Origin of the sequence: Pseudodesulfovibrio cashew (genome assembly GCF_009762795.1) — a bacterium.
Lineage (GTDB): Bacteria > Desulfobacterota > Desulfovibrionia > Desulfovibrionales > Desulfovibrionaceae > Pseudodesulfovibrio > Pseudodesulfovibrio cashew.
The window spans coordinates 3,624,204-3,642,752 of sequence record NZ_CP046400.1 but is presented as its reverse complement, the minus strand read 5'-3'; the positions used below and the strand labels follow the sequence as shown (position 1 = coordinate 3,642,752).

Annotated in this window: 15 protein-coding genes; 13 read left to right on the top strand and 2 right to left on the bottom strand. The window is 60.8% G+C overall.

Features of this window, described 5'->3' with window-relative positions:
* Positions 1 to 49 precede the first annotated feature (49 nt).
* Positions 50 to 658: a PHP-associated domain-containing protein gene (locus GM415_RS16710; protein ID WP_158950191.1), complete on the top strand. Its 609-nt coding sequence runs from the start codon at positions 50 to 52 to the stop codon at positions 656 to 658.
* A 1-nt stretch (position 659) separates the two neighbouring features.
* Here GM415_RS16710 and GM415_RS16705 read toward each other — a convergent pair whose 3' ends face one another.
* On the bottom strand, positions 660 to 1,217 hold the full coding sequence (locus GM415_RS16705; RefSeq protein ID WP_158950189.1) for a BON domain-containing protein: 558 nt from the start codon (positions 1,215 to 1,217) through the stop codon (positions 660 to 662).
* A gap of 151 nt (positions 1,218 to 1,368) precedes the next feature.
* On the opposite strand from GM415_RS16705, the gene GM415_RS16700 reads away from it, so the two are divergent.
* The 6 genes from GM415_RS16700 to GM415_RS16675 all read left to right on the top strand — a co-directional run bounded on the left by GM415_RS16700 (position 1,369) and on the right by GM415_RS16675 (position 8,963).
* A complete protein-coding gene (locus tag GM415_RS16700) occupies positions 1,369 to 2,352 on the top strand; it encodes a DnaJ C-terminal domain-containing protein (protein WP_158950187.1) in 984 nt (327 codons plus the stop codon).
* Positions 2,353 to 2,358: 6 nt separating this feature from the next.
* Positions 2,359 to 2,694 (top strand): chaperone modulator CbpM, encoded by a 336-nt coding sequence (locus GM415_RS16695; protein ID WP_158950186.1) that lies wholly within the window; start codon positions 2,359 to 2,361, stop codon positions 2,692 to 2,694.
* A gap of 29 nt (positions 2,695 to 2,723) precedes the next feature.
* Complete coding sequence (gene clpB / locus GM415_RS16690; RefSeq protein WP_158950184.1) at positions 2,724 to 5,321, top strand: ATP-dependent chaperone ClpB; 2,598 nt, start codon at positions 2,724 to 2,726, stop codon at positions 5,319 to 5,321.
* A 9-nt stretch (positions 5,322 to 5,330) separates the two neighbouring features.
* Positions 5,331 to 6,572 (top strand): hypothetical protein, encoded by a 1,242-nt coding sequence (locus GM415_RS16685; protein WP_158950182.1) that lies wholly within the window; start codon positions 5,331 to 5,333, stop codon positions 6,570 to 6,572.
* A 99-nt stretch (positions 6,573 to 6,671) separates the two neighbouring features.
* Positions 6,672 to 7,613, top strand: coding sequence for a transporter substrate-binding domain-containing protein (locus GM415_RS16680; protein ID WP_158950180.1), 942 nt, complete (start codon positions 6,672 to 6,674; stop codon positions 7,611 to 7,613).
* Between the two features lie 162 nt (positions 7,614 to 7,775).
* Positions 7,776 to 8,963 carry a multidrug effflux MFS transporter gene (locus GM415_RS16675; RefSeq protein WP_158950178.1) on the top strand — a complete coding sequence of 396 codons (1,188 nt, stop codon included), beginning with the start codon at positions 7,776 to 7,778 and terminating at the stop codon, positions 8,961 to 8,963.
* Here GM415_RS16675 and GM415_RS16670 read toward each other — a convergent pair.
* The gene (locus GM415_RS16670) at positions 8,960 to 9,937 is read right to left on the bottom strand and encodes a YheT family hydrolase (protein ID WP_158950176.1); all 978 of its coding nucleotides are present in this window, start codon (positions 9,935 to 9,937) and stop codon (positions 8,960 to 8,962) included. The two genes, GM415_RS16675 and GM415_RS16670, sit on opposite strands and share 4 nt — an antisense overlap.
* A gap of 124 nt (positions 9,938 to 10,061) precedes the next feature.
* On the opposite strand from GM415_RS16670, the gene GM415_RS16665 reads away from it, so the two are divergent.
* The 6 genes from GM415_RS16665 (at position 10,062) to gatA (ending at position 18,390) form a co-directional block, all read left to right on the top strand.
* On the top strand, positions 10,062 to 11,267 hold the full coding sequence (locus tag GM415_RS16665) for an aminopeptidase (RefSeq protein ID WP_158950174.1): 1,206 nt from the start codon (positions 10,062 to 10,064) through the stop codon (positions 11,265 to 11,267).
* Positions 11,268 to 11,460: 193 nt separating this feature from the next.
* The gene (locus tag GM415_RS16660) at positions 11,461 to 12,075 is read left to right on the top strand and encodes a nucleotide exchange factor GrpE (protein ID WP_158950172.1); all 615 of its coding nucleotides are present in this window, start codon (positions 11,461 to 11,463) and stop codon (positions 12,073 to 12,075) included.
* A 115-nt stretch (positions 12,076 to 12,190) separates the two neighbouring features.
* Entirely contained in the window at positions 12,191 to 14,110 is a 1,920-nt protein-coding gene (gene dnaK, locus GM415_RS16655) for a molecular chaperone DnaK (RefSeq protein ID WP_158950170.1), read from the top strand.
* A gap of 245 nt (positions 14,111 to 14,355) precedes the next feature.
* Positions 14,356 to 16,293 carry a type 1 periplasmic-binding domain-containing protein gene (locus GM415_RS16650; protein WP_242012286.1) on the top strand — a complete coding sequence of 646 codons (1,938 nt, stop codon included), beginning with the start codon at positions 14,356 to 14,358 and terminating at the stop codon, positions 16,291 to 16,293.
* A gap of 328 nt (positions 16,294 to 16,621) precedes the next feature.
* Positions 16,622 to 16,906 carry an Asp-tRNA(Asn)/Glu-tRNA(Gln) amidotransferase subunit GatC gene (gatC, locus tag GM415_RS16645; RefSeq protein ID WP_158950166.1) on the top strand — a complete coding sequence of 95 codons (285 nt, stop codon included), beginning with the start codon at positions 16,622 to 16,624 and terminating at the stop codon, positions 16,904 to 16,906.
* Between the two features lie 26 nt (positions 16,907 to 16,932).
* Positions 16,933 to 18,390: an Asp-tRNA(Asn)/Glu-tRNA(Gln) amidotransferase subunit GatA gene (gatA, locus tag GM415_RS16640; protein WP_158950164.1), complete on the top strand. Its 1,458-nt coding sequence runs from the start codon at positions 16,933 to 16,935 to the stop codon at positions 18,388 to 18,390.
* The last annotated feature ends 159 nt before the right edge of the window (positions 18,391 to 18,549 follow it).

Below are 18,549 nucleotides of genomic sequence, written 5' to 3'. Positions count from 1 at the left end.
AAATATTATCGCGTTGCTCTTATGTCGGATCGAGAGCTATGATTGTTCCATGCTTATCGATCTGCATGTTCATTCCGACAACTCGCCATGCAGCTGCATGTCGGTTGCCGAGATTCTCGCCGAAGCCCGCTCCATGGGCTTGGACGGAGTCTGTGTGACCGATCACGATTCTCTTGCCGTTCTGGCACAAATCGAGGAAGGTTTCCAGCCCGACGGGCTGCTCCTCCTTGTCGGAATGGAATATTCCACACCGCAGGGCGACTATCTCGTTTATGGTGATGTTCGTTCCCTTCCCTCCGGCATGGATGCCTACGGGCTGTTCTCCGCCATTAAGGAGCGTGATTGCGCTGTGGTGGCCGCCCATCCGTTCCGGGCCTGGAGGCCTTCGGACATCGCTTGCGTGACCTGTGAAAATGTAGCCGCCATAGAGGTGCGCAACGGGCGAAACAGCCTGCGCGATGACCGGCTCGCCGAGAAGCACGCGGCCATAAACGGCTTGCCCCGGGTTGCCGGTTCCGATGCCCACTGCATTCACGAACTGGGGTGTTTTCCCACCCGGTTCACCGTCCCCGTGACGTCGTCGAGCGACCTTGTCCGCGCCCTGAAGAACGGTCAATGCGAACCGGGTGAGGCGTTCCCCCTGGCCGTGGGGCTCTGAGCTACTTCGGCGGGATCAGGTAGGACGTCACCTTCCGGACCCCCTCCACTCCCTTTGCAACCTTGATCGCCAGCTTGGCGTCGGCCTTGGAGCGCACCATGCCGACCATGACGACTTCGCCGTTCATCGTCTCGGTTTCGATCTGGGTGGCGCTCAGGTCGCCCTCGGCGATGAGCGCGGCCCGGACAGAGGCGGCGACTTCCAGGTCGTCCGCGGTGGTGTCCGTCTCCTTGACGAAGTGCGTTGTCACTCCCTTGTTTCCCTTGATCGACTTGGCGGTCTTGACCGCGAATTTGCGAAAGTCGGTGTCATCGATGGCACCGACCAGGTAGACCCTGCCCATGAAACAATAGACGTGCACCTTGAGCGCCTTTTTCCCGTCCCTGTCCGCCAGCTGGCTCTTGATGTCCAGGGATATCCGTTTGTCGTCCGCCTGTTGCGAGACGCTCCGTTCGTCCCGAGCCGACTCGTAGATGGCTCCCCATGGGGTCCAGGCGACGCTTGCGCCGGCCAGGCAAATGGTTATCAGACAAAGGACCGCGCGTGTGGTATGTCTCATTGCGTGTCTCCTCGCATGGAAGGGTTGTGGAAAAACTGTGGAAAAATATCCTTCTTTTTCCGTTTTCCATCTTGACACCTGATCTTGGCATATTACCATTAAAACCTGAAGCGACAATCGATTTCGTTAGAGAGAAAGGAACGCGTAATCAATGGAATACAAAGACTACTACAAGCTGCTGGGCGTTTCCCGGTCCGCATCCAGGGATGAGATTGCCAAGGCCTTCAAGAAGCTGGCCCGGAAGTACCATCCCGATCTCAATCCCAATGATGCGTCGGCCGAGGCAAAGTTCAAGGAGATCAACGAGGCCTACGAGGTTCTCAAAGACGAGAAGAAGCGCAAGCTCTACGACCAGTTCGGTTCCGACTGGGAGCACGGGCAGAACTTCCAGCCCCCGCCGGGCTACGAGAACGTCCACTTCGGTGGAGGCGGTTTCCCGGGCGGTGGAGCGGGGTTCTCCGATTTCTTCGAGACCATCTTCGGTGGTGGCGGAGGCGGTTCGTTCCGCGGCGGCTTTTCCCAGGGAGGTTTTTCGCAGGGCGGCTTCGGTGGCGGCGGTTACCAGCAGCGCCCCAGGCGCGGCTCTGATTCCGAGGCCACGTACGAGCTGACCCTGGACGAGGCCTACCGGGGCGGAAGCAAGTCCATCACCCTGCAGGAGCAGGTGGCCGGTCCGGACGGCATCCCTCGCATGCACACCAAGACCCTGGAGGTCAATGTGCCTGCGGGCATCAAGGACGGACAGAAAATCCGTCTGGCCGGACAGGGCAACCCCGGCATGGCCGGCGGGCCCAAGGGAGATCTGTATCTCAAGATCAAGCTGATGCCGCACCCCATGTTCAAGGTCAATGACAACGACGTTATCCTCGACCTGAAGCTGGCTCCGTGGGAGGCCGCCCTCGGCGCCTCCGTGCGGATTCCCACCCTGGACGGAGCCGTGGAGATGAAGATTCCTCCGGGCATCGGCTCGGGCAAGAAGCTCCGCGTCAAGGGCAAGGGGCTGGGCAGCGGTGCCCGGCGCGGCGACCAGTACGTGCGGATCATGATTCAGGTGCCCGACATCCTCAGCGCAGACGAGCGCGAGTTGTGGGAAAAGTTGCGCGACCAGTCCAATTTCAAGCCGAGGGAGTTCTAGCCAGCCATGACCACCAAACGTTTGAAGCAGATGATGATGCGGCTCCCCGGCCTCAACCTGCCGGAGCGGAGCGAATATGTGGCCTGGGCCCAGTTGGTGGAGTTGACTGCCATCCGGCCCGCCGACGTGGCCGAGCTCATCGAGCTTGGGTGGATCACTCCGAAGAAGACCGGCGCCGAGGAATACCTTTTCCGGCTGCGCGACGTTTACCGCATCCACAAGCTCATGCGGCTCGTCCATGATCTGGACATGTCTTTCGACAGCGGTTCCATCGTGGTGGACCTGCTGGACAGGATAGAGGAACTGGAGAAGGAAGTAGAAGAACTTAAGCGCCTTATATAAATAAATTACATCGCTTGAGGAGGTTCATTATGGATCCGAATACTTTCACTAAAAAAACGCAGGATGCCGTTTCCGAGGCACAGAATTTAGCTATTCGGAGCGGGCACCAGCAGATAGATTGCGAACACCTGTTGCGCGCCCTGGTGGCGCAGGAACAGGGGCTGGTGCCCCAGATCCTGCGCAAGCTCGGCGTGCCCACCGACACCTACCTTGGGGCCGTGGACGCGGAGATAGCCAAGCTGCCGAGCGTCTCCGGACCCGGCGCGAGGCCTGACCAGATCATGGTTACTCAGCGGCTCCAGAAGGTGCTCGTCTCGGCCGACGACAAGGCCAAGCGCATGAAGGACGAGTTCGTCTCGGTGGAGCACATCTTTCTCAGCCTGATGGAGGAACCTGCCTCCACCGGGGTGGGCCGCGTCAACAAGCAGTTCGGCCTGGACAAGGACAAGGTCCTCCAGGCCCTGACGGAAGTGCGCGGCAAGCAGCGCGTGACCTCGGACAACCCCGAGGCCACCTATGATTCGCTCAAGAAATACGGCCGCGATCTGGTGGAGGAGGCGCGCTCGGGCAAGCTCGATCCGGTCATCGGCCGGGACGGGGAGATCCGCCGCGTCATCCGCATCCTGTCCAGAAGGACAAAGAACAACCCGGTGCTCATTGGTGAGGCCGGCGTCGGCAAGACCGCCATCGCCGAGGGGCTCGCCCAGCGCATCGTGGCACAGGATGTACCCGAGGGGCTCAAGGAAAAGACCGTCTTCTCCCTGGACATGGGCTCGCTCATCGCCGGGGCCAAGTACCGCGGCGAGTTCGAGGAACGTCTCAAGGCCGTGCTCAAGGAAGTGGCCGAGTCCGCCGGACAGATCATCATGTTCATCGACGAGATCCACACCATCGTGGGCGCGGGCAAGACCGACGGGGCCATGGACGCGGGTAACCTGCTCAAGCCCATGCTGGCCCGTGGCGAGTTGCACTGCATCGGCGCGACCACCACGGACGAGTACCGCAAGTACATTGAGAAGGACCCGGCCCTGGAGCGTCGTTTCCAGACCGTGACCGTGGAAGAGCCGAGCGTGGAGGACACCATCTCAATCCTGCGCGGCCTGCGCGAGCGGTTCGAGGTCCACCACGGCGTGCGTATCTCTGACGGCGCGGTGGTCGAGGCCGCCGTGCTTTCGCACCGCTACATCACCGACCGGCAGCTCCCGGACAAGGCCATCGACCTCATCGACGAGGCCGCAGCCCTGATCCGCACCGAGATCGATTCCCAGCCCTATGAGCTGGACAAGGCCAACCGGCATATCATGCAGCTCGAGATCGAGCGCGAGGCCCTCAAGCGGGAGACCGACGCCGCATCCAAGGACCGGCTGAAGAAGCTCGAAAAGGACCTGGTTGATCTCAAGGAACGACAGGCGGCCCTGTTGGCCCAGTGGGAGAACGAGAAGTCCGGCATCGAGCGGCTTCGCTCCCTCAAGGAGGATATCGAATCCACCCGCCGGGAGATCGAGGAAGCCAAGCGCGTCCACGATTACAACCGTGCCGCCGAGCTGGAGTACGGCAAGCTCGGCTCGCTTGAAAAGGAACTCAACGACCGCAACGAGGCCCTGGAGGCGGGGGAGACCCCGCGCATGGTCAAGGAGGAGGTCGGCCCCGACGACGTGGCCCAGGTCATCGCCCGCTGGACAGGCATCCCGGTCTCCAAGCTTATGGAGGGCGAACGGGAGAAGCTGCTCCGACTGGCTGACGTGCTGCACGAGCGGGTCATCGGTCAGGACCAGGCGGTTCAGGCCGTTGCCGACGCTGTGCTCCGCGCGCGGGCCGGGCTCAAGAATCCGTCGAGGCCCATCGGTTCGTTCATTTTCCTGGGCCCCACCGGCGTGGGCAAGACCGAACTCTGCAAGACCCTGGCCGCCTCGCTCTTTGATACCGAGGACAACATGGTGCGCATCGACATGTCCGAGTACATGGAAAAGCACACCGTGGCCCGGCTCATCGGAGCGCCTCCCGGCTACGTGGGGTACGACGAAGGCGGCCAACTGACCGAGGCCGTGCGCCGCAAGCCGTACTCGGTCATCCTGTTCGACGAGATCGAGAAGGCGCACCACGATGTGTTCAACGTCCTGCTGCAGATTCTCGACGACGGCAGGCTGACTGACTCCCACGGACGCACCGTGGACTTCAAGAACACCATCGTGATCATGACCAGCAACCTCGGGGCCGAGTACATGCTCGACGGCATCGACCCCCAGGGCGAATTCCGCGAGGGCGTGGAGGGTCAGGTCATGGAGGTCCTGCGCCGCCACTTCAGGCCCGAGTTCCTCAACCGCGTGGACGAGACCGTGCTCTTCAGGCCGCTTACCTCCGCGCAGTTGGTCAAGATCATCGATCTGCTGGTGGCCGGGCTGCGCGACAGGCTCAGCGAACGCAAGATCGAGCTGGAGCTCACCGACGCGGCCAAGGGGTTCATCGCCGAGTCCGCCTACGACCCGAGCTTCGGCGCGCGTCCCCTGCACCGCTACCTCCAGGCCCACCTGGAGACACCGTTGGCCAAGCTGCTCATCGGCGGCGAACTGGCCGACGGTTCCAAGGTGACTGTGGATGAAGTGGACGGGGAGTTGGCGTTTGTGTAATGGATATGAATGATCCGAAAAGACATAGAAAAATTGATTGACGACCCGGAAGGGTTGGAACGATTGTACCGCAAGGACTCCCGGGCGTTTTCAAACGCCTATCAGGGGGTCCTTGCCGTTTATCCCGAGTCCGTCCTGCTCAGGGCGTGGCATGCCCGGCTCTCTTTTGATCAGGGGAGAGGCAGCTCCCTGAGCGGAGTGGGCTGGACACTCATGATTATATTGGGATTGCTTGCCGGGAGCCTGCTCAAGATACCTGCCTGGACCCCTGTTTCGTTCTCGTTCTTCATGTCTCGGTATGCCGATTTCATTCCGTTCTTTTCCATGCTTTGCTTCACGTTGTACCTGAAAGGGGCGGGGTGGAGGTTTTCGACTCTGGTCCTGTCGATCACGGGTGCGGCGGCCATCTATATTACCGTGCTGCCCGAATCATGGGACAATACCTTTGCGCTCTCCTGTCTCTTCATGCCGTGTTTCCTTTGGTGCCTGTATGGCGTGGCGCGCATGGGGACTGATTGGCGGAGTCCGGATGAGCGGTTGAAGTACCTCGCATTCTTCGGGGAACTGGTAATTCATGCCGGACTGTTCCTTCTGGGGGGCGGCATATTGCTCCTGTTGGCCTTCGGCCTGTTTTCCTTCCTGGGGCTCCCCACGGATTGGGTCGGGGAGTACGTGGCGATATACGGGGTCGCGGCCATTCCCATGGTTGCCGCCTGGGCCACAGACACCTATTCCGCCGCGCGGCGGCTGACCCCGCTCCTGGCTCGAATTTTTTCGCCTCTTCTTCTGCTGCTCATCATCAGCTACATGGTCGCCATGGCCATGAATCTCCGGGAGTTGTTCGATGACCGGGATACTTTGCTGTTGTACAATGTGCTCCTGCTGTGCGTGCTGGGGACCGTGGTCTACATCATGGCGGGTCGCCGCGAGTACGGTGAGCAGCGGCATGTGACCATCATGGTCACCATCATGCTGGCTGCCACTGTGGTTCTGGACCTGATCGGGATCGCGGCGATATTGTGGCGGATTTTCGAGTATGACGAGGGCTTGACCGCCAATCGGTTGACCATCCTGGGTTCCAATCTGCTGGTGTTTTTCAATTTGGCGTTTCTGTGCCGTGGTTATTTCCGTCACTGGCGGGGAAAGGGGACCATCAGTGAAGTCGAGACGGTCATGGCCAGGTATCTCTCCTGCTATGCCGTCTGGGCCTGCTTCATGGTATTCGCGGTTCCCTGGCTGTATCGGTATTGACGTGCTCCTGTTCGGGAACATCCGTCGGTGAGTTGGCGGACCGTGCCTCTTCGAGCGGTTTTCAAGAAATGTCAAACTGATGATTGAACAGTATGGGGGATGTATTGTAAGGAAATTTTGGCGCTTATTTCGGCAGGCGTCATTTTTCTCCGTTCCAACACTTCTGCACCGGACTGTTGCATGCCATATCCTGCTGTTGCTTTCGTACTGGTTTTCTCCTTGCTGTTTCCGTTTTCGGTTGAAGCCTTTGATGTCCCCGAGCAGTACCGCAAGGGAGTGACCATATCTCTGGGCCGAGGCATGCCGCCCATGGCGTCGGTCGGACTTAACGGCGAGCCGAAAGGGTATATGGTCGACCTTTGGAGAAAGTGGGCTATGGTGACTGGGGTTCCCGTGACCTTCGTGCTCGATGATTGGAATGAGTCACTGAAGCGGGTACAGCAGAGAACGGCTGATTTGCACGGCTGCATATTCGCCACGACCGAGCGCGAGAGAGTGTTCGACTTCAGCCAAGCGATCTATTCCATGTCACTGGTCCTGGTCGTGCCTAAAGGGTCGCCGATCCTTTCCATGGAAGACATGAAGGGCAAAACCCTGGCCGTCCTGAGCCGAGGAGCCTCGCAGACCGAGGTTGCGAGACGGTTTCCCGAGGTCCGGCTTAAAGGGTACCCGACCGCCCAGGAACTGATCGATTCCTTTGTCGATGGGGAAACGGACGGCATGGTCACCGAGCAGCACAACATTTTTCATAACCTGGGCACTAACGCGAAATTGGACGATTTTGTCCTGCGGGAGACCGTCTACACGCAATCGGTGCGCGGAGCCGTCAAGAAAGGTGACGAAGAGCTTCTTGATCTAGTCAACCGGGGACTATCGCAGATCAATGACGAGGAGCGGGAGCGCATCTTGAGCTCCTGGTATGTTATGGACCCCTCCATTTCGCATTCGCTCAAGATCGGTCTTGGCGTTTCCTTCGGCCTGCTTGCCCTTGCGTTGGCATATCTGCTTTTCGGTGGGCGCAGGAGAAGGGAAGAAAGTTAGTCGCCACTTCCCGTTAAGCTATATTTCATTCCCGTTTGCCCTGAGCGGGTCATGGGGCCGGAGGTCGGTGACACGGAAAAGTTGCTTGACATCCGTTCCGAATTAGAAAAAGTTGCGGCTTCAACTTTTAATGTCAAACACTGACGCCGCAGTCGCATTTCTATGCCCAATCTGATTCTTCTTTCTCTTTTGGCGGCATTTCCGCCCCTGTCCACGGACATGTACCTGCCCGCCATTCCCACGCTCCAGCAGGAGTGGGGGATACCGCTGACCGAGGCCAACCTGTCCCTGGTCATCTATTTCCTGGCTTTCAGCCTCTGCCTGCTCATCCACGGCCCGCTGTCCGACCGCTTCGGGCGGCGTCCCGTGCTGCTCTGGGGAATTCTGACCTTTATTGCAGGGTGTCTGCTGTGCGCCATGTCCACGTCCATCGTCTTCCTTGTAGCCGCCAGGATCATCCAGGCTGCCGGGGCTGCTGCTGCGGCGGCTTTGGCACTGGCCCTCTCAAAGGATTTGTACGATGGCATCGAGCGGCAGAAGATTCTCGGCTACATAGGTGTGATCATGGCATTCTGTCCCATGCTAGCGCCTTCCGTGGGAGGGCTGATGCTCAAGTTCGCCTCCTGGCGGTGGATCTTCGCCAGCCAGGCGGTTATGGCGGTGATTGCCTTTTACGGCGTATTGCGGCTCAAGGAGCCGTTGGAAGAGTTTACCAGCGGTGGATTTCTGGCCGTGGCCGGACGCTATGTGGCGGTCTGCCGGAACGGCCGATTTTCGACCCTCGCGTTGGCTTTCGCCTTTATCATTTTTCCCCATTTCGGGTATATCGGCAGTTCTCCTGAGATCTACATCAACGGGTTCGGACTGTCGGAACAGGCCTTTGGTCTGTATTTCGGAGCCAATGCCTTCGGTTTCATGCTCGGTTCCCTGGCATGCACCCGCTTCGGGGGCTATTTCAATCCCATGCACATGCTATACTTCACGCTGTTCAGCCTGCTCGGGTCGGGAGTCGCGTTGTTCCTGCTCGGCGGAGCCACCCCGCTTTCCGTGGCGATCCCCATGTTCGCCATTTCATTCTCGGTGGGATTTTCTCGGCCCGTGAGCAATAACATGATACTGGATCAGGTGGATACGGATATCGGCGCAGCCTCCTCCATCATGACCTTCGAGATTTTTCTGGTCGGAGCCGTGTCCATGGAGATCGTCGCCATGGAGTGGGCTTCCAAGGTCGTGGTCCTGAGCATCCTGGCCGTGATCGCCGCCGTGGTGCCCCTGGTGGGCCTGCTGTTCATGCGCTCCCGCATGAGGGTTGGGCACGGAACCCCTGCGCCCAACAAAGCCGGGAATTAGTACGCGAGCTCCTTCAAAAAACGCGCGGCGCGTGACTCGGACCAGTAGACGTTGTCCGGTCCGGCTGTGATGAAGCCCACGTGCCCGCCGTGCTTCGGCATCTCCAGAAACAGGTTCTCATTCCCTTCCGCTTCTCTGGTCGGATAACATTCCGGCCCAAGGAACGGGTCGTCCAGTGCGTTGACCAGCAGGGTGGGGATGCGGATATCGCCGAGGAACTGCCGAGAGCTGGCCTTGGCGTAGTAGTTGGCAGCATCGGCGTACCCGTTGACGGGCGCGGTGTAGAAATCGTCGAACTGGCGTAGGGTCCTGATGCCCTTCAGCCCTGCCGGGTTTACCTCTCCGGGGAAGGCCTCGGCCTTGGCGCGAATCCGCTTGCGCAATCCCTTCATGAAATATTCGAAATAGATACGTCGCGAGGGCAGGGCGATGACCCGTTCCGAAGCCGCGAGGTCCACGGGCACGGAGAAGGTGGCAGCGGCCATGACTTCGCATGGAACACGGTCTGGGGCCTCGCCCAGATACTTGAGTATCTGGTTGCCGCCCATGGAGAAACCGATGAGCACTACCTGGTCGTAGCCGCTTTTGAGACAGTGGGAGATGACCGTGTGCAGGTCGTCCGTCTCGCCCGAGTGGTAGGAGCGGACCTTGCGGTTGAGCTCCTTTCCCGCCCCCCGCTGGACCCAGCAGGCGGCGTCGTACCCGAGGCCGGTGACCGTTCGGGCCATGCCCAGCACGTACTTTTTACGAGAGTGTCCCTCCAGGCCATGGTTGATCACTGCCAGCTTGCGCGTGGCCCCGGCGCGGCTTCTGTGGCGGTCGATGTCCAGGAAGTCGCCGTCCGGAGTTTCGATGCGCTCCCGCGCCGGTTCCCCGGGCGGGGTGGGGCGGAAGAGCGGCGGATAGATGGTGGCGAGATGAGCGCTGCGGAACGGAATGGGCGGTAGGTAGTTCGGATCGGGGAGTATCGGCATAGGGAGTATTTACGGCTGCTGGAGCGGGAAGTCAAAGCTTCGTGCAAATGAACCGTTGCCTGTGGGCAAAGGGCGGTATACCTTTTGACGGCAGTGATTTTTCGCCCGCCAACAAGGAGAAACCGTGTCCCTGTTCGAATCCGTCGACATTGAAAATTACGCCGAGGTCCTGCTGTGGGCCCTGGGCGAGACGCGCGCCGAGCCGCTGAAGAAACGGGACGTGGTCCTGATCCGCTACGACATCCCCGGGCTGGCTCTGGCCGAGGCCGTATACGCCAGGCTTATGGACGCCCACCTCTATCCCGTGCCCGTGGCCATGCCCACGCCGCAGATGGAGATGGAGCGCTACCTCAATTCGAGCTACGGCCAGCTCCTGTTCCAGCCGCCGGGCGTGCCCGAGATGTACCGGCAGGCCGCCGGAGTGATCAATATTCTCGCACCTGAGATGCTCACCCACCTGAGCACCGTGGACCCCAGGACCATAGCCGAAGCGAGACGGGCGGATGCGGCAAACAGGCGCATACTGGAGCGGCGCAAGAATGCGGGCTCCCTGGGCTGGACCACCTGTATCTATCCCACTGAGGCACTGGCCGTGGCGTCGGGCATGACCCTGGAAGAGTATGCCTACGCATTGCAGCGCGCCTGCTGGCTGAACATGCCGTCCCCCCTGCGGGAGTGGAAGCGCATTCAGCGCGAGGTGAACGAAATCTGCGCCTGGCTGGATTCCTTGGACGTCCGCTCCCTGCGTGTGGAGTCCGAGGACGTGGACCTGATCGTGCCGGTGGGCGACAATCGCCGGTTCGTCGGGGTTAGCGGCACCAATATTCCGGGCTATGAGATTTATTTCGCCCCGGACGCTCGAGGGGTCAGCGGCACCTACTATGCTGACCAGCCCACCCTGCGATACGGCCATCTGGTCATGGGAGTGGCCCTGGATTTCTCCGACGGCATCGCGGCCCGCACCGAGGCGGCCAGAGGACAGATTTTCTTGCAGAATCAGCTTTATTCCGATGCAGGCGCGCGCCGCGTGGGAGAGTTCTCGCTCACGGACAAGCGCTTCTCCCGCGTGGACAAGTTCATGGCCCACACGCTGCTCGACGAGAATTTCGGCGGGGAGCATGGCAATTGTCACATCGCCCTGGGCGGTTCGGTCCTGGAGAGCTTCACCGTCCCGACCGAGATGCTCACCCCGGAGCTGGAGTACGAATTCGGCCTCAACTCTTCGGACATGCATTGGGACCTGGTCAACACCCAGCCCAAGCGGGTAACGGCCCGGCTCGGGAGCGGGGAGCCCCGACTGATTTACGAAAACGGCTCCTTCCGCTTATAGCCGGGATCCTGAAGACTTTCGTTCCGGTTGTTTAACAAGCCGGATTTCCCTGTTTTTCGCTTGTCACTTTTCGCGGAATTCTTTGTCGCAGCGCCATTGACAACCCCTCCGACATGCTTATTTGTCCCACATGCCTCGCAAATCGTGGGGCTTTTTTACGATACGAAATCCCCATTTCAAGGAAATTGATTGTATGGCGAAGAAAACCGATACCGAAGTCCCCATCAACGGGCTGTATGACGAAGGCGGCAAGCTGAAGGGCGTGGCCGAGGACGTCGAAACCGAGGATGCAGTGGAAGAGATGGAAACCGAGGTCTCCCTGAGCCAGGAAGAACTGGTTGCCCTGTGCAAGGAGTCCGTGTGCCCCGGGTGCGACGTGTACAAGGAAGCCGAAGGCGTGCGGCTGCGCGCCCTGGCCGACTCGGAGAACGTCAAGAAGCGGCTCCAGCGCGAGGCCGACGAGATGAGGAAGTATGCGGGCGAGTCCATCCTGGCCGACCTGCTGCCCATCCTCGACAACCTGGACCTGGCGCTGGCCCACACCGACAACCTGGACGCGGCCTGCAAGAATTTTGTCATCGGCGTGGACATGACCCGCAAGCTCTTTCTTGACGCGGTCAAGGGCCATGGCCTGGAGCGCGTTGAAGCGGTCCGGGGCGGCGATTTCAATCCCGAAATTCACGAGGCCGTAGGCACCGTGGAGGACGGCGAGCTGAGCGACAACCAGATCGCGCAGATCGTGCAGGGCGGCTATTTCCTCAAGGGCAGGCTGCTCAGGCCCGCCAAGGTGATGGTCAACAAGGCCTAGCCGAAGTTTTTGCGGCCCGCGCCCTTTACAAGCCGGTTCGCGTGATTATTGAACAAAAGAACAAGAACGATAAACGCTGTAAGCATATTTCAATAGCGAATTAGGAGGACATAACATGGGTAAGATCATAGGGATCGACCTTGGAACCACCAACTCCTGTGTCTACGTCATGGAGGGCAAAGACCCGAAATGCGTCACCAACCCCGAGGGCGGACGCACCACCCCCTCGGTGGTCGCCTTCACCGACAAGGAGCGCCTGGTGGGCGATATCGCCAAGCGTCAGTCCGTCACCAATCCTGAAAAAACCGTTTTTGCAATCAAGCGCCTCATGGGTCGCAACGTGAACGCCCCCGAGGTCAAGAAGTGGCAGGAGCACTGCCCGTACCGCATCGTGGCCGGCAACGGCGACGACGCCTGGGTCGAGATCGACGGCAAGAAGTACTCTCCGCCCGAAGTCTCCGCCATGATCCTGCAGAAGCTGAAGAAGGACGCCGAGTCCTACCTGGGCGAGCCCGTGACCGAAGCGGTCATTACCGTGCCCGCCTACTTCAACGACTCCCAGCGTCAGGCCACCAAGGACGCGGGCAAGATCGCCGGCCTCGAGGTCAAGCGCATCATCAACGAGCCCACCGCGGCCTCCCTGGCCTACGGCTTCGACAAGAAGGCAAATGAAAAGATCGCGGTCTTCGACCTCGGCGGCGGCACCTTTGATATCTCCATCCTGGAAGTCGGCGACAATGTCGTGGAAGTCCGCGCCACCAACGGCGACACCTTCCTCGGCGGCGAAGACTTCGACCACAGGATCATCGAGTACCTTGTCGACGAATTCAAGAAGGAAAACGGCATCGACCTGTCCAAGGATCGCATGGCTCTCCAGCGCCTCAAGGAGGCCGCTGAAAAGGCCAAGCACGAGCTGTCCAGCTCCATGGAGTCCGAGGTCAACCTGCCGTTCATCACCGCCGACCAGAATGGTCCGAAGCACCTGATGGTTAAGATCAGCCGCGGCAAGCTGGAGAAGCTCGTCGAGGACCTGGTCGACCGTACCGTGGAACCGTGCAAGAAGGCCCTCAAGGACGCCGGTCTGGCCGCCTCCGACATCGATGAGGTCATCCTCGTCGGCGGTATGACCCGCATGCCCCTGGTTCAGGAGAAGGTGAAGTCCTTCTTCGGCAAGGAGCCCAACCGCTCCGTGAACCCGGATGAGGTCGTGTCCATGGGCGCCGCCATCCAGGGCGGCATCCTCGCCGGTGACGTCAAGGACGTGCTGCTCCTCGACGTGACCCCGCTCTCCCTCGGCATCGAGACCATGGGCGGCGTCATGACCCGTCTCATCGAGCGCAACACGACCATCCCGACCAAGAAGTCCCAGGTCTTCACCACGGCGGCGGATAACCAGCCGTCCGTGTCCATCCGGGTCTTCCAGGGCGAGCGTCCCATGAGCGCGGACAACAAACTGCTCGGCAACTTCGAGCTGACCGGCATTCCGCCGGCGCCGCGAGGCGTGCCGCAGATCGAGGTCGCCTTCGACATCGACGCCAACGGCATCGTTCACGTCCACGCCAAGGACATGGGCACCGGCCGCGAACAGTCCATCCAGATCACCGCGTCCTCCGGCCTGTCCGATGACGAGATCGATCAGATGGTCAAGGACGCCGAGTCCCACGCCGAAGACGACAAGAAGAAGCAGGAACTGATCGAGGCCCGCAACCAGGCCGATACCCTGATCTACACCTCCGAGAAGTCCATGCGCGACCTCGGCGACAAGGTGGACGCCACCCTCAAGGGTGACATCGAGGGTAAGATCGAGATCCTGAAGAAGGCCCTGGATTCCGACGACGTGGCCGAGATCAAGGCCAAGACCGAAGAATTGGCCCAGTCCTCTCACAAGTTGGCCGAACAGCTCTACGCTCAGCAGTCCGCTCAGGGCGAGGGCCCGGACATGGGGGCAGCTGCCGGAGCCGCCGGTGGCGACGCCGGTGCGGGAGCCAAGGATGATGACGACGTGGTCGACGCCGACTACACCGAAGTCAAGTAATCGGGGAGGCTCATCCCGCTTCCCTGCGACTGACCTGTGAAGCGAAGGTGCAAGGCTTGCCTTAGCCGCCCAAGAGAAGTATAGAGTACCCGGCCCGCTAACCTGCGGGCCGGGTTTTTTCTTTGGCTGCCAAACCCGCTTCCATGGGACACGCGATGCATCGAACACGATATACCGGTATTTCAGGCTCTTTAGCCCTTCTTGCTCTTCTTGCCCTGGTGGCTTGGGGGTGCGCTCCCAAAAGAATGGAGACCAGGTCCACGGATCTGCTGTCCACTCCGAACCTGTTGCTGGAGGCCGACGCGGCCTGGCGCGCCAGGCAGTATGAAGCCGCCGAGCTCTATTATGCCAAGGCGCTGGAGCGACAGGATATCTCTCAGAGCGAGATTCTGGCGGCCTATCCTCGCCTGGCGGAATCCGCCTACCGCAACGAGCACTATCACCAGGCGCGCATAGCCCTGGAGAACTGGGCCAACAAGGAGACCCACGCCGTGGAGTACGCGGAGTGGGAGCGGGTCTATTTGGATACCATGGCCGCCCTGGGCAAGACCGAGCGGTTGCAGAACCACCTTCAGTGGCTGCTGCGCAGCACGAATATCCCCTGGCCCACCCGTCAGGAGGTAGCCCTGTGGTACGGCGAATATTTCCGCGCCAGGGGGGACATGGGCCGCTCCTTGGACGTCATGGACGGCTTCTACAAGCAAGCGCCGGACGACTCGGCTCGACTCGGCTTCGAGCGGGCGGAGCTGGAAAAGGTCCGCGACATGTCGGACCGGGAGATCGGCGAACTGGCCGAGGCGGTGAGCACGGATAATCAGTGGCGTTTTCCCTACGTCCTGGTGGCCTTCGAGAAGGGCGTGCGCAACGCCTCGGACAAAGAGGCGTGGTCGGCCTCATGGCGTAACCTGCGCAATCTTTCCGCCAAGGCCGATCTGGTGGACCGGACTCCGCTGACCGCCAGGCTGGCCGAGTTGGAGAACGAATACGGCGTGCCCCGAGTGGGGCTGGCCCTGGCCCTGCCGCTCACCGGCCCGTACGCCAAGGTGGGCGTCAAGATTTTGCGCGGTGCCGGGCTCGCCCAGTGGCGTCTGGCTCAGGACGGCACGGACATCGACCTGCGGGTGATCAATACCGAAGCTCCGGGCTGGGACAAGCGGCTGGCGGAACTGCCGAGCCACTACACTGTGGTCGGCGGCCCCCTGCGGGTCAGCGCCTTCAAGCAGCTTTACGGGTCCTCTTCGGGCAGGCGCGTGCTCGAGCAGCGGGCTTTCTTTACTTTCCTGGCCTCCCTCGGTGAGTTGAAGGAAGGAAAGGACGCCTGGCGGTTCTTCACCAGTCACAACGACGAGGTCCGCAGCCTGGTCAAGCTGGCCGTGGACGAACTGGGCATCAAGAATCTCGCCGTGTTCTACCCCGAGGAAAAGTTCGGGCGGACCATGGCCGAGACGTTCTATCGCGAGTCCTACCCGTTGGGCGGGCGCATCAAGGGCATGCAGTCCTATCCCTCCCGCAATCTCAAGCAGTGGGGCAAGAGCGTGGGCAAGCTGCTCAAGATTCCTGCGAATTTCAGCGAGAACAAGGACGCGCCCCTTACGCCGCCCGATTTCGGAGCGGTTTTCCTGCCTGACGGTTGGAGCCAGGCGCAGACCCTGCTGCCCAACTTCTTCTTCTATGAGGGAGACCAACTGGTCTTTCTCGGCCCCGGTCTGTGGAGCCGTGCGCTGGACGGCGTCAAGGACATCGACGAGCACTACTACCGGCTGGCGGTCTGTCCCGGCGCATGGTGGGAAAACAGCGATGGCGGGCGCGATCTGCAGAACGCCCTGACCGAGGAAGGTCTTGGCCATGCGGACTTCTGGGTGGCGCTCGGTTACGACTTCCTGCGCTTTGCCGGACGGCTCGGCCCGTTGCCGTCCTCCTGGGATGCTGACGACGTCAACAGGCGGTTCGCTTCGGCCCAGACCATGGACTTCTCCATGGCCCGGATATCCTGGGATGCCGATGGCGTGGCAAGCCAGAAACTCTTTCTCTTCAGCCCGGTACGCAACGGCAAGCAGCTGGTCGACGCGGACAAGATGGCCAAGCGCATCGCTTACGCCAAGGCCCGCCGTGCCCGCCGCGTGGAGGCCTATGAGAAGCGTATGGAAGAAGAGAAGGCCAAGCAGAAGAAGAGCGTATTTTAGGGAGGCTATTGCGGCTCCCGTCCACTCCTTGCCGCGCTCTCTGCCGGAGAGGAGAGGATACATGACAATCGGACTTGACGGCACGGATGTGCGCACTGCATATCTTCACCGTGACAACAAAGAGGATTTTCCCCTTTAACCCATAAATCCCCACGGGATGGGCGTAGCCAACATTGCACGCCATCCCTTACCCTCCGAATTCCGCACAGCGGCGCTAAAAAGTTTAGGAGGGAGAGAGGGGATGGGGGGCCGGGAGAAGAGGAGAGAGGGAAGCCCTTTCCAAAAGGGTTCCCTCTCTCCCCTTCCCCCGGCCGCCGGAGGCAAAAAAATGAAGATCAGTCCCGAAGAAGTGGCCAAGGTGGCGAGTCTCGCTCGCCTGGACCTGCCGCAGGACAAGCTGGAGCTGTTCGCCGGACAACTCGGCGACATCCTTGGGTACATGGACAAGCTTGGCGAGTTGGACACGGATGACGTGGAACCCCTGTACAGCCCGGTGGAGCACACCACGGTGCTACGCAAGGACGTAGCGCGCAAGGACTACAACCGCGACGAGGTGCTTTCCAATGCGCCCGAGCAGGATGGTCAGTTCTTCATTGTCCCTCGCATCGTGTAACCGCTATAGTTAATTCAGGATTGATTATGTCTGATCTGTATAAGAAGACGTTGACGGAAATGGCCGGACTGCTCCAGTCCGGCGAGGTGAAGGCCGTGGAGGCCGTCCGGGCCTGCCTGGACCGCATCGAGGCCACTGAGCCGAAGGTGCGGGCGCTGATCACGGTCATGGGCGAGGAAGCCCTGGCCAGGGCCGAGGCTCTCGATGCCGAGGGCCCGGATGCGAGCAAGCCCCTGTGGGGTGTGCCCATCGTGCTCAAGGACCTGCTGACCACCAAGGGCGTCAAGACCACCTGCGGCTCTCGCATTCTCGAAAATTTCGTACCGTTCTATGACGCCACCGCCGTGGCCAAGTTGAATGAAGCCGGTGCCGTGGTCGTCGGCAAGGCCAACATGGACGAGTTCGCCATGGGTTCTTCCACCGAGAACTCCGCCTTTTTCCAGACCGGCAACCCCTGGGACGTCGAGCGTGTGCCCGGTGGTTCTTCGGGCGGTTCCGGCGCGACCGTTGCGGCGGGGCAGTGCTTCGCCGCTCTGGGGACCGACACCGGCGGTTCGATTCGCCTGCCGTCCTCGTTCTGCGGCATTGTCGGCCTCAAGCCCACTTACGGCCGCATCTCCCGCTTCGGGCTTATCGCTTACGGTTCCTCGCTGGACCAGATCGGTCCCATGACCAGGTCCGTGGAAGATGCTGCCCGCATGTTGCAGGTCATGGCCGGGCACGACCCCAAGGACTCCACGTCCGTTGACGTCGAGGTGCCGGACTACCTGGCCGCCCTTGGGCGCAAGAACCTGGAGGGCGTGACCATCGGTCTGCCCGAGGAATACTGGGGCGAAGGGCTGGACGAGGAGGTCGAGGGCGCGTGCCACGCCGCCGTGGCCAAGATGGAGGCGCTGGGTGCCAAGACCGTGCCCGTGAAGCTCGCGCTGACCGATTACGCCATCGCCACCTATTACATCATTGCTATGGCCGAGGCATCCTCCAACCTGTCCCGGTTCGACGGCGTTCGCTTCGGTTACCGGAACAAGAACGCCGAGGAGCTCATCGACATGTACACCGCCAGCCGGACCGAAGGGTTTGGCGACGAAGTGCAGCGCCGTATCATCATCGGCACCTACGTACTCTCCTCCGGCTACTACGACGCCTATTACAACAAGGCCGCCAAGGTCCGCCGCCTGTTGCGGCAGGACTTCGACAAGGCCTTTGAGCAGTGCGACCTCATCGCCGGTCCGGTCTGCCCGACCACGGCCTTCAAGGCCGGTGAGAAGGCCGACCCGCTTCAGATGTACCTCATGGACATCTTCACCATCTCCTGCAACCTGGCCGGACTGCCCGGCATGAGCCTGCCCGTGGGGCTCGGCAAGGATTCCGGCATGCCGGTGGGGCTCCAGTTCATGGGCCCGTCCTTCAGCGAGGCGTCCATGCTCTCCGTGGCAGAGTGCCTGGAACGCAATCTGGACCCCATGCCCATGCCTGAACTGTAGCGTCAGGCAAGACCAAGATACGAAGCGCCGGTGCTCCTCAGGGAGGGCCGGCGTTTTTTGGTTTTTATGGGGCAACCCTCGAAGACGGCAGGCTGCCTGCGGTCAGCTACCGTCCCTACTTGTCATGGCTGCGGGATAATGCGATAGAATGAAGTATAT

Excerpts from the sequence above, each read along its gene's own strand:
- GM415_RS16710 (WP_158950191.1), top strand. The coding sequence starts at position 50 with ATGCTTATCGATCTGCATGTTCATTCCGACAACTCGCCATGCAGCTGC.
- GM415_RS16705 (WP_158950189.1), bottom strand. The coding sequence starts at position 1,217 with ATGAGACATACCACACGCGCGGTCCTTTGTCTGATAACCATTTGCCTG.
- GM415_RS16700 (WP_158950187.1), top strand. The coding sequence starts at position 1,369 with ATGGAATACAAAGACTACTACAAGCTGCTGGGCGTTTCCCGGTCCGCA.
- GM415_RS16695 (WP_158950186.1), top strand. The coding sequence starts at position 2,359 with ATGACCACCAAACGTTTGAAGCAGATGATGATGCGGCTCCCCGGCCTC.
- clpB (WP_158950184.1), top strand. The coding sequence starts at position 2,724 with ATGGATCCGAATACTTTCACTAAAAAAACGCAGGATGCCGTTTCCGAG.
- GM415_RS16685 (WP_158950182.1), top strand. The coding sequence starts at position 5,331 with ATGATCCGAAAAGACATAGAAAAATTGATTGACGACCCGGAAGGGTTG.
- GM415_RS16680 (WP_158950180.1), top strand. The coding sequence starts at position 6,672 with ATGTATTGTAAGGAAATTTTGGCGCTTATTTCGGCAGGCGTCATTTTT.
- GM415_RS16675 (WP_158950178.1), top strand. The coding sequence starts at position 7,776 with ATGCCCAATCTGATTCTTCTTTCTCTTTTGGCGGCATTTCCGCCCCTG.
- GM415_RS16670 (WP_158950176.1), bottom strand. The coding sequence starts at position 9,937 with ATGCCGATACTCCCCGATCCGAACTACCTACCGCCCATTCCGTTCCGC.
- GM415_RS16660 (WP_158950172.1), top strand. The coding sequence starts at position 11,461 with ATGGCGAAGAAAACCGATACCGAAGTCCCCATCAACGGGCTGTATGAC.
- dnaK (WP_158950170.1), top strand. The coding sequence starts at position 12,191 with ATGGGTAAGATCATAGGGATCGACCTTGGAACCACCAACTCCTGTGTC.
- GM415_RS16650 (WP_242012286.1), top strand. The coding sequence starts at position 14,356 with ATGGAGACCAGGTCCACGGATCTGCTGTCCACTCCGAACCTGTTGCTG.
- gatC (WP_158950166.1), top strand. The coding sequence starts at position 16,622 with ATGAAGATCAGTCCCGAAGAAGTGGCCAAGGTGGCGAGTCTCGCTCGC.
- gatA (WP_158950164.1), top strand. The coding sequence starts at position 16,933 with ATGTCTGATCTGTATAAGAAGACGTTGACGGAAATGGCCGGACTGCTC.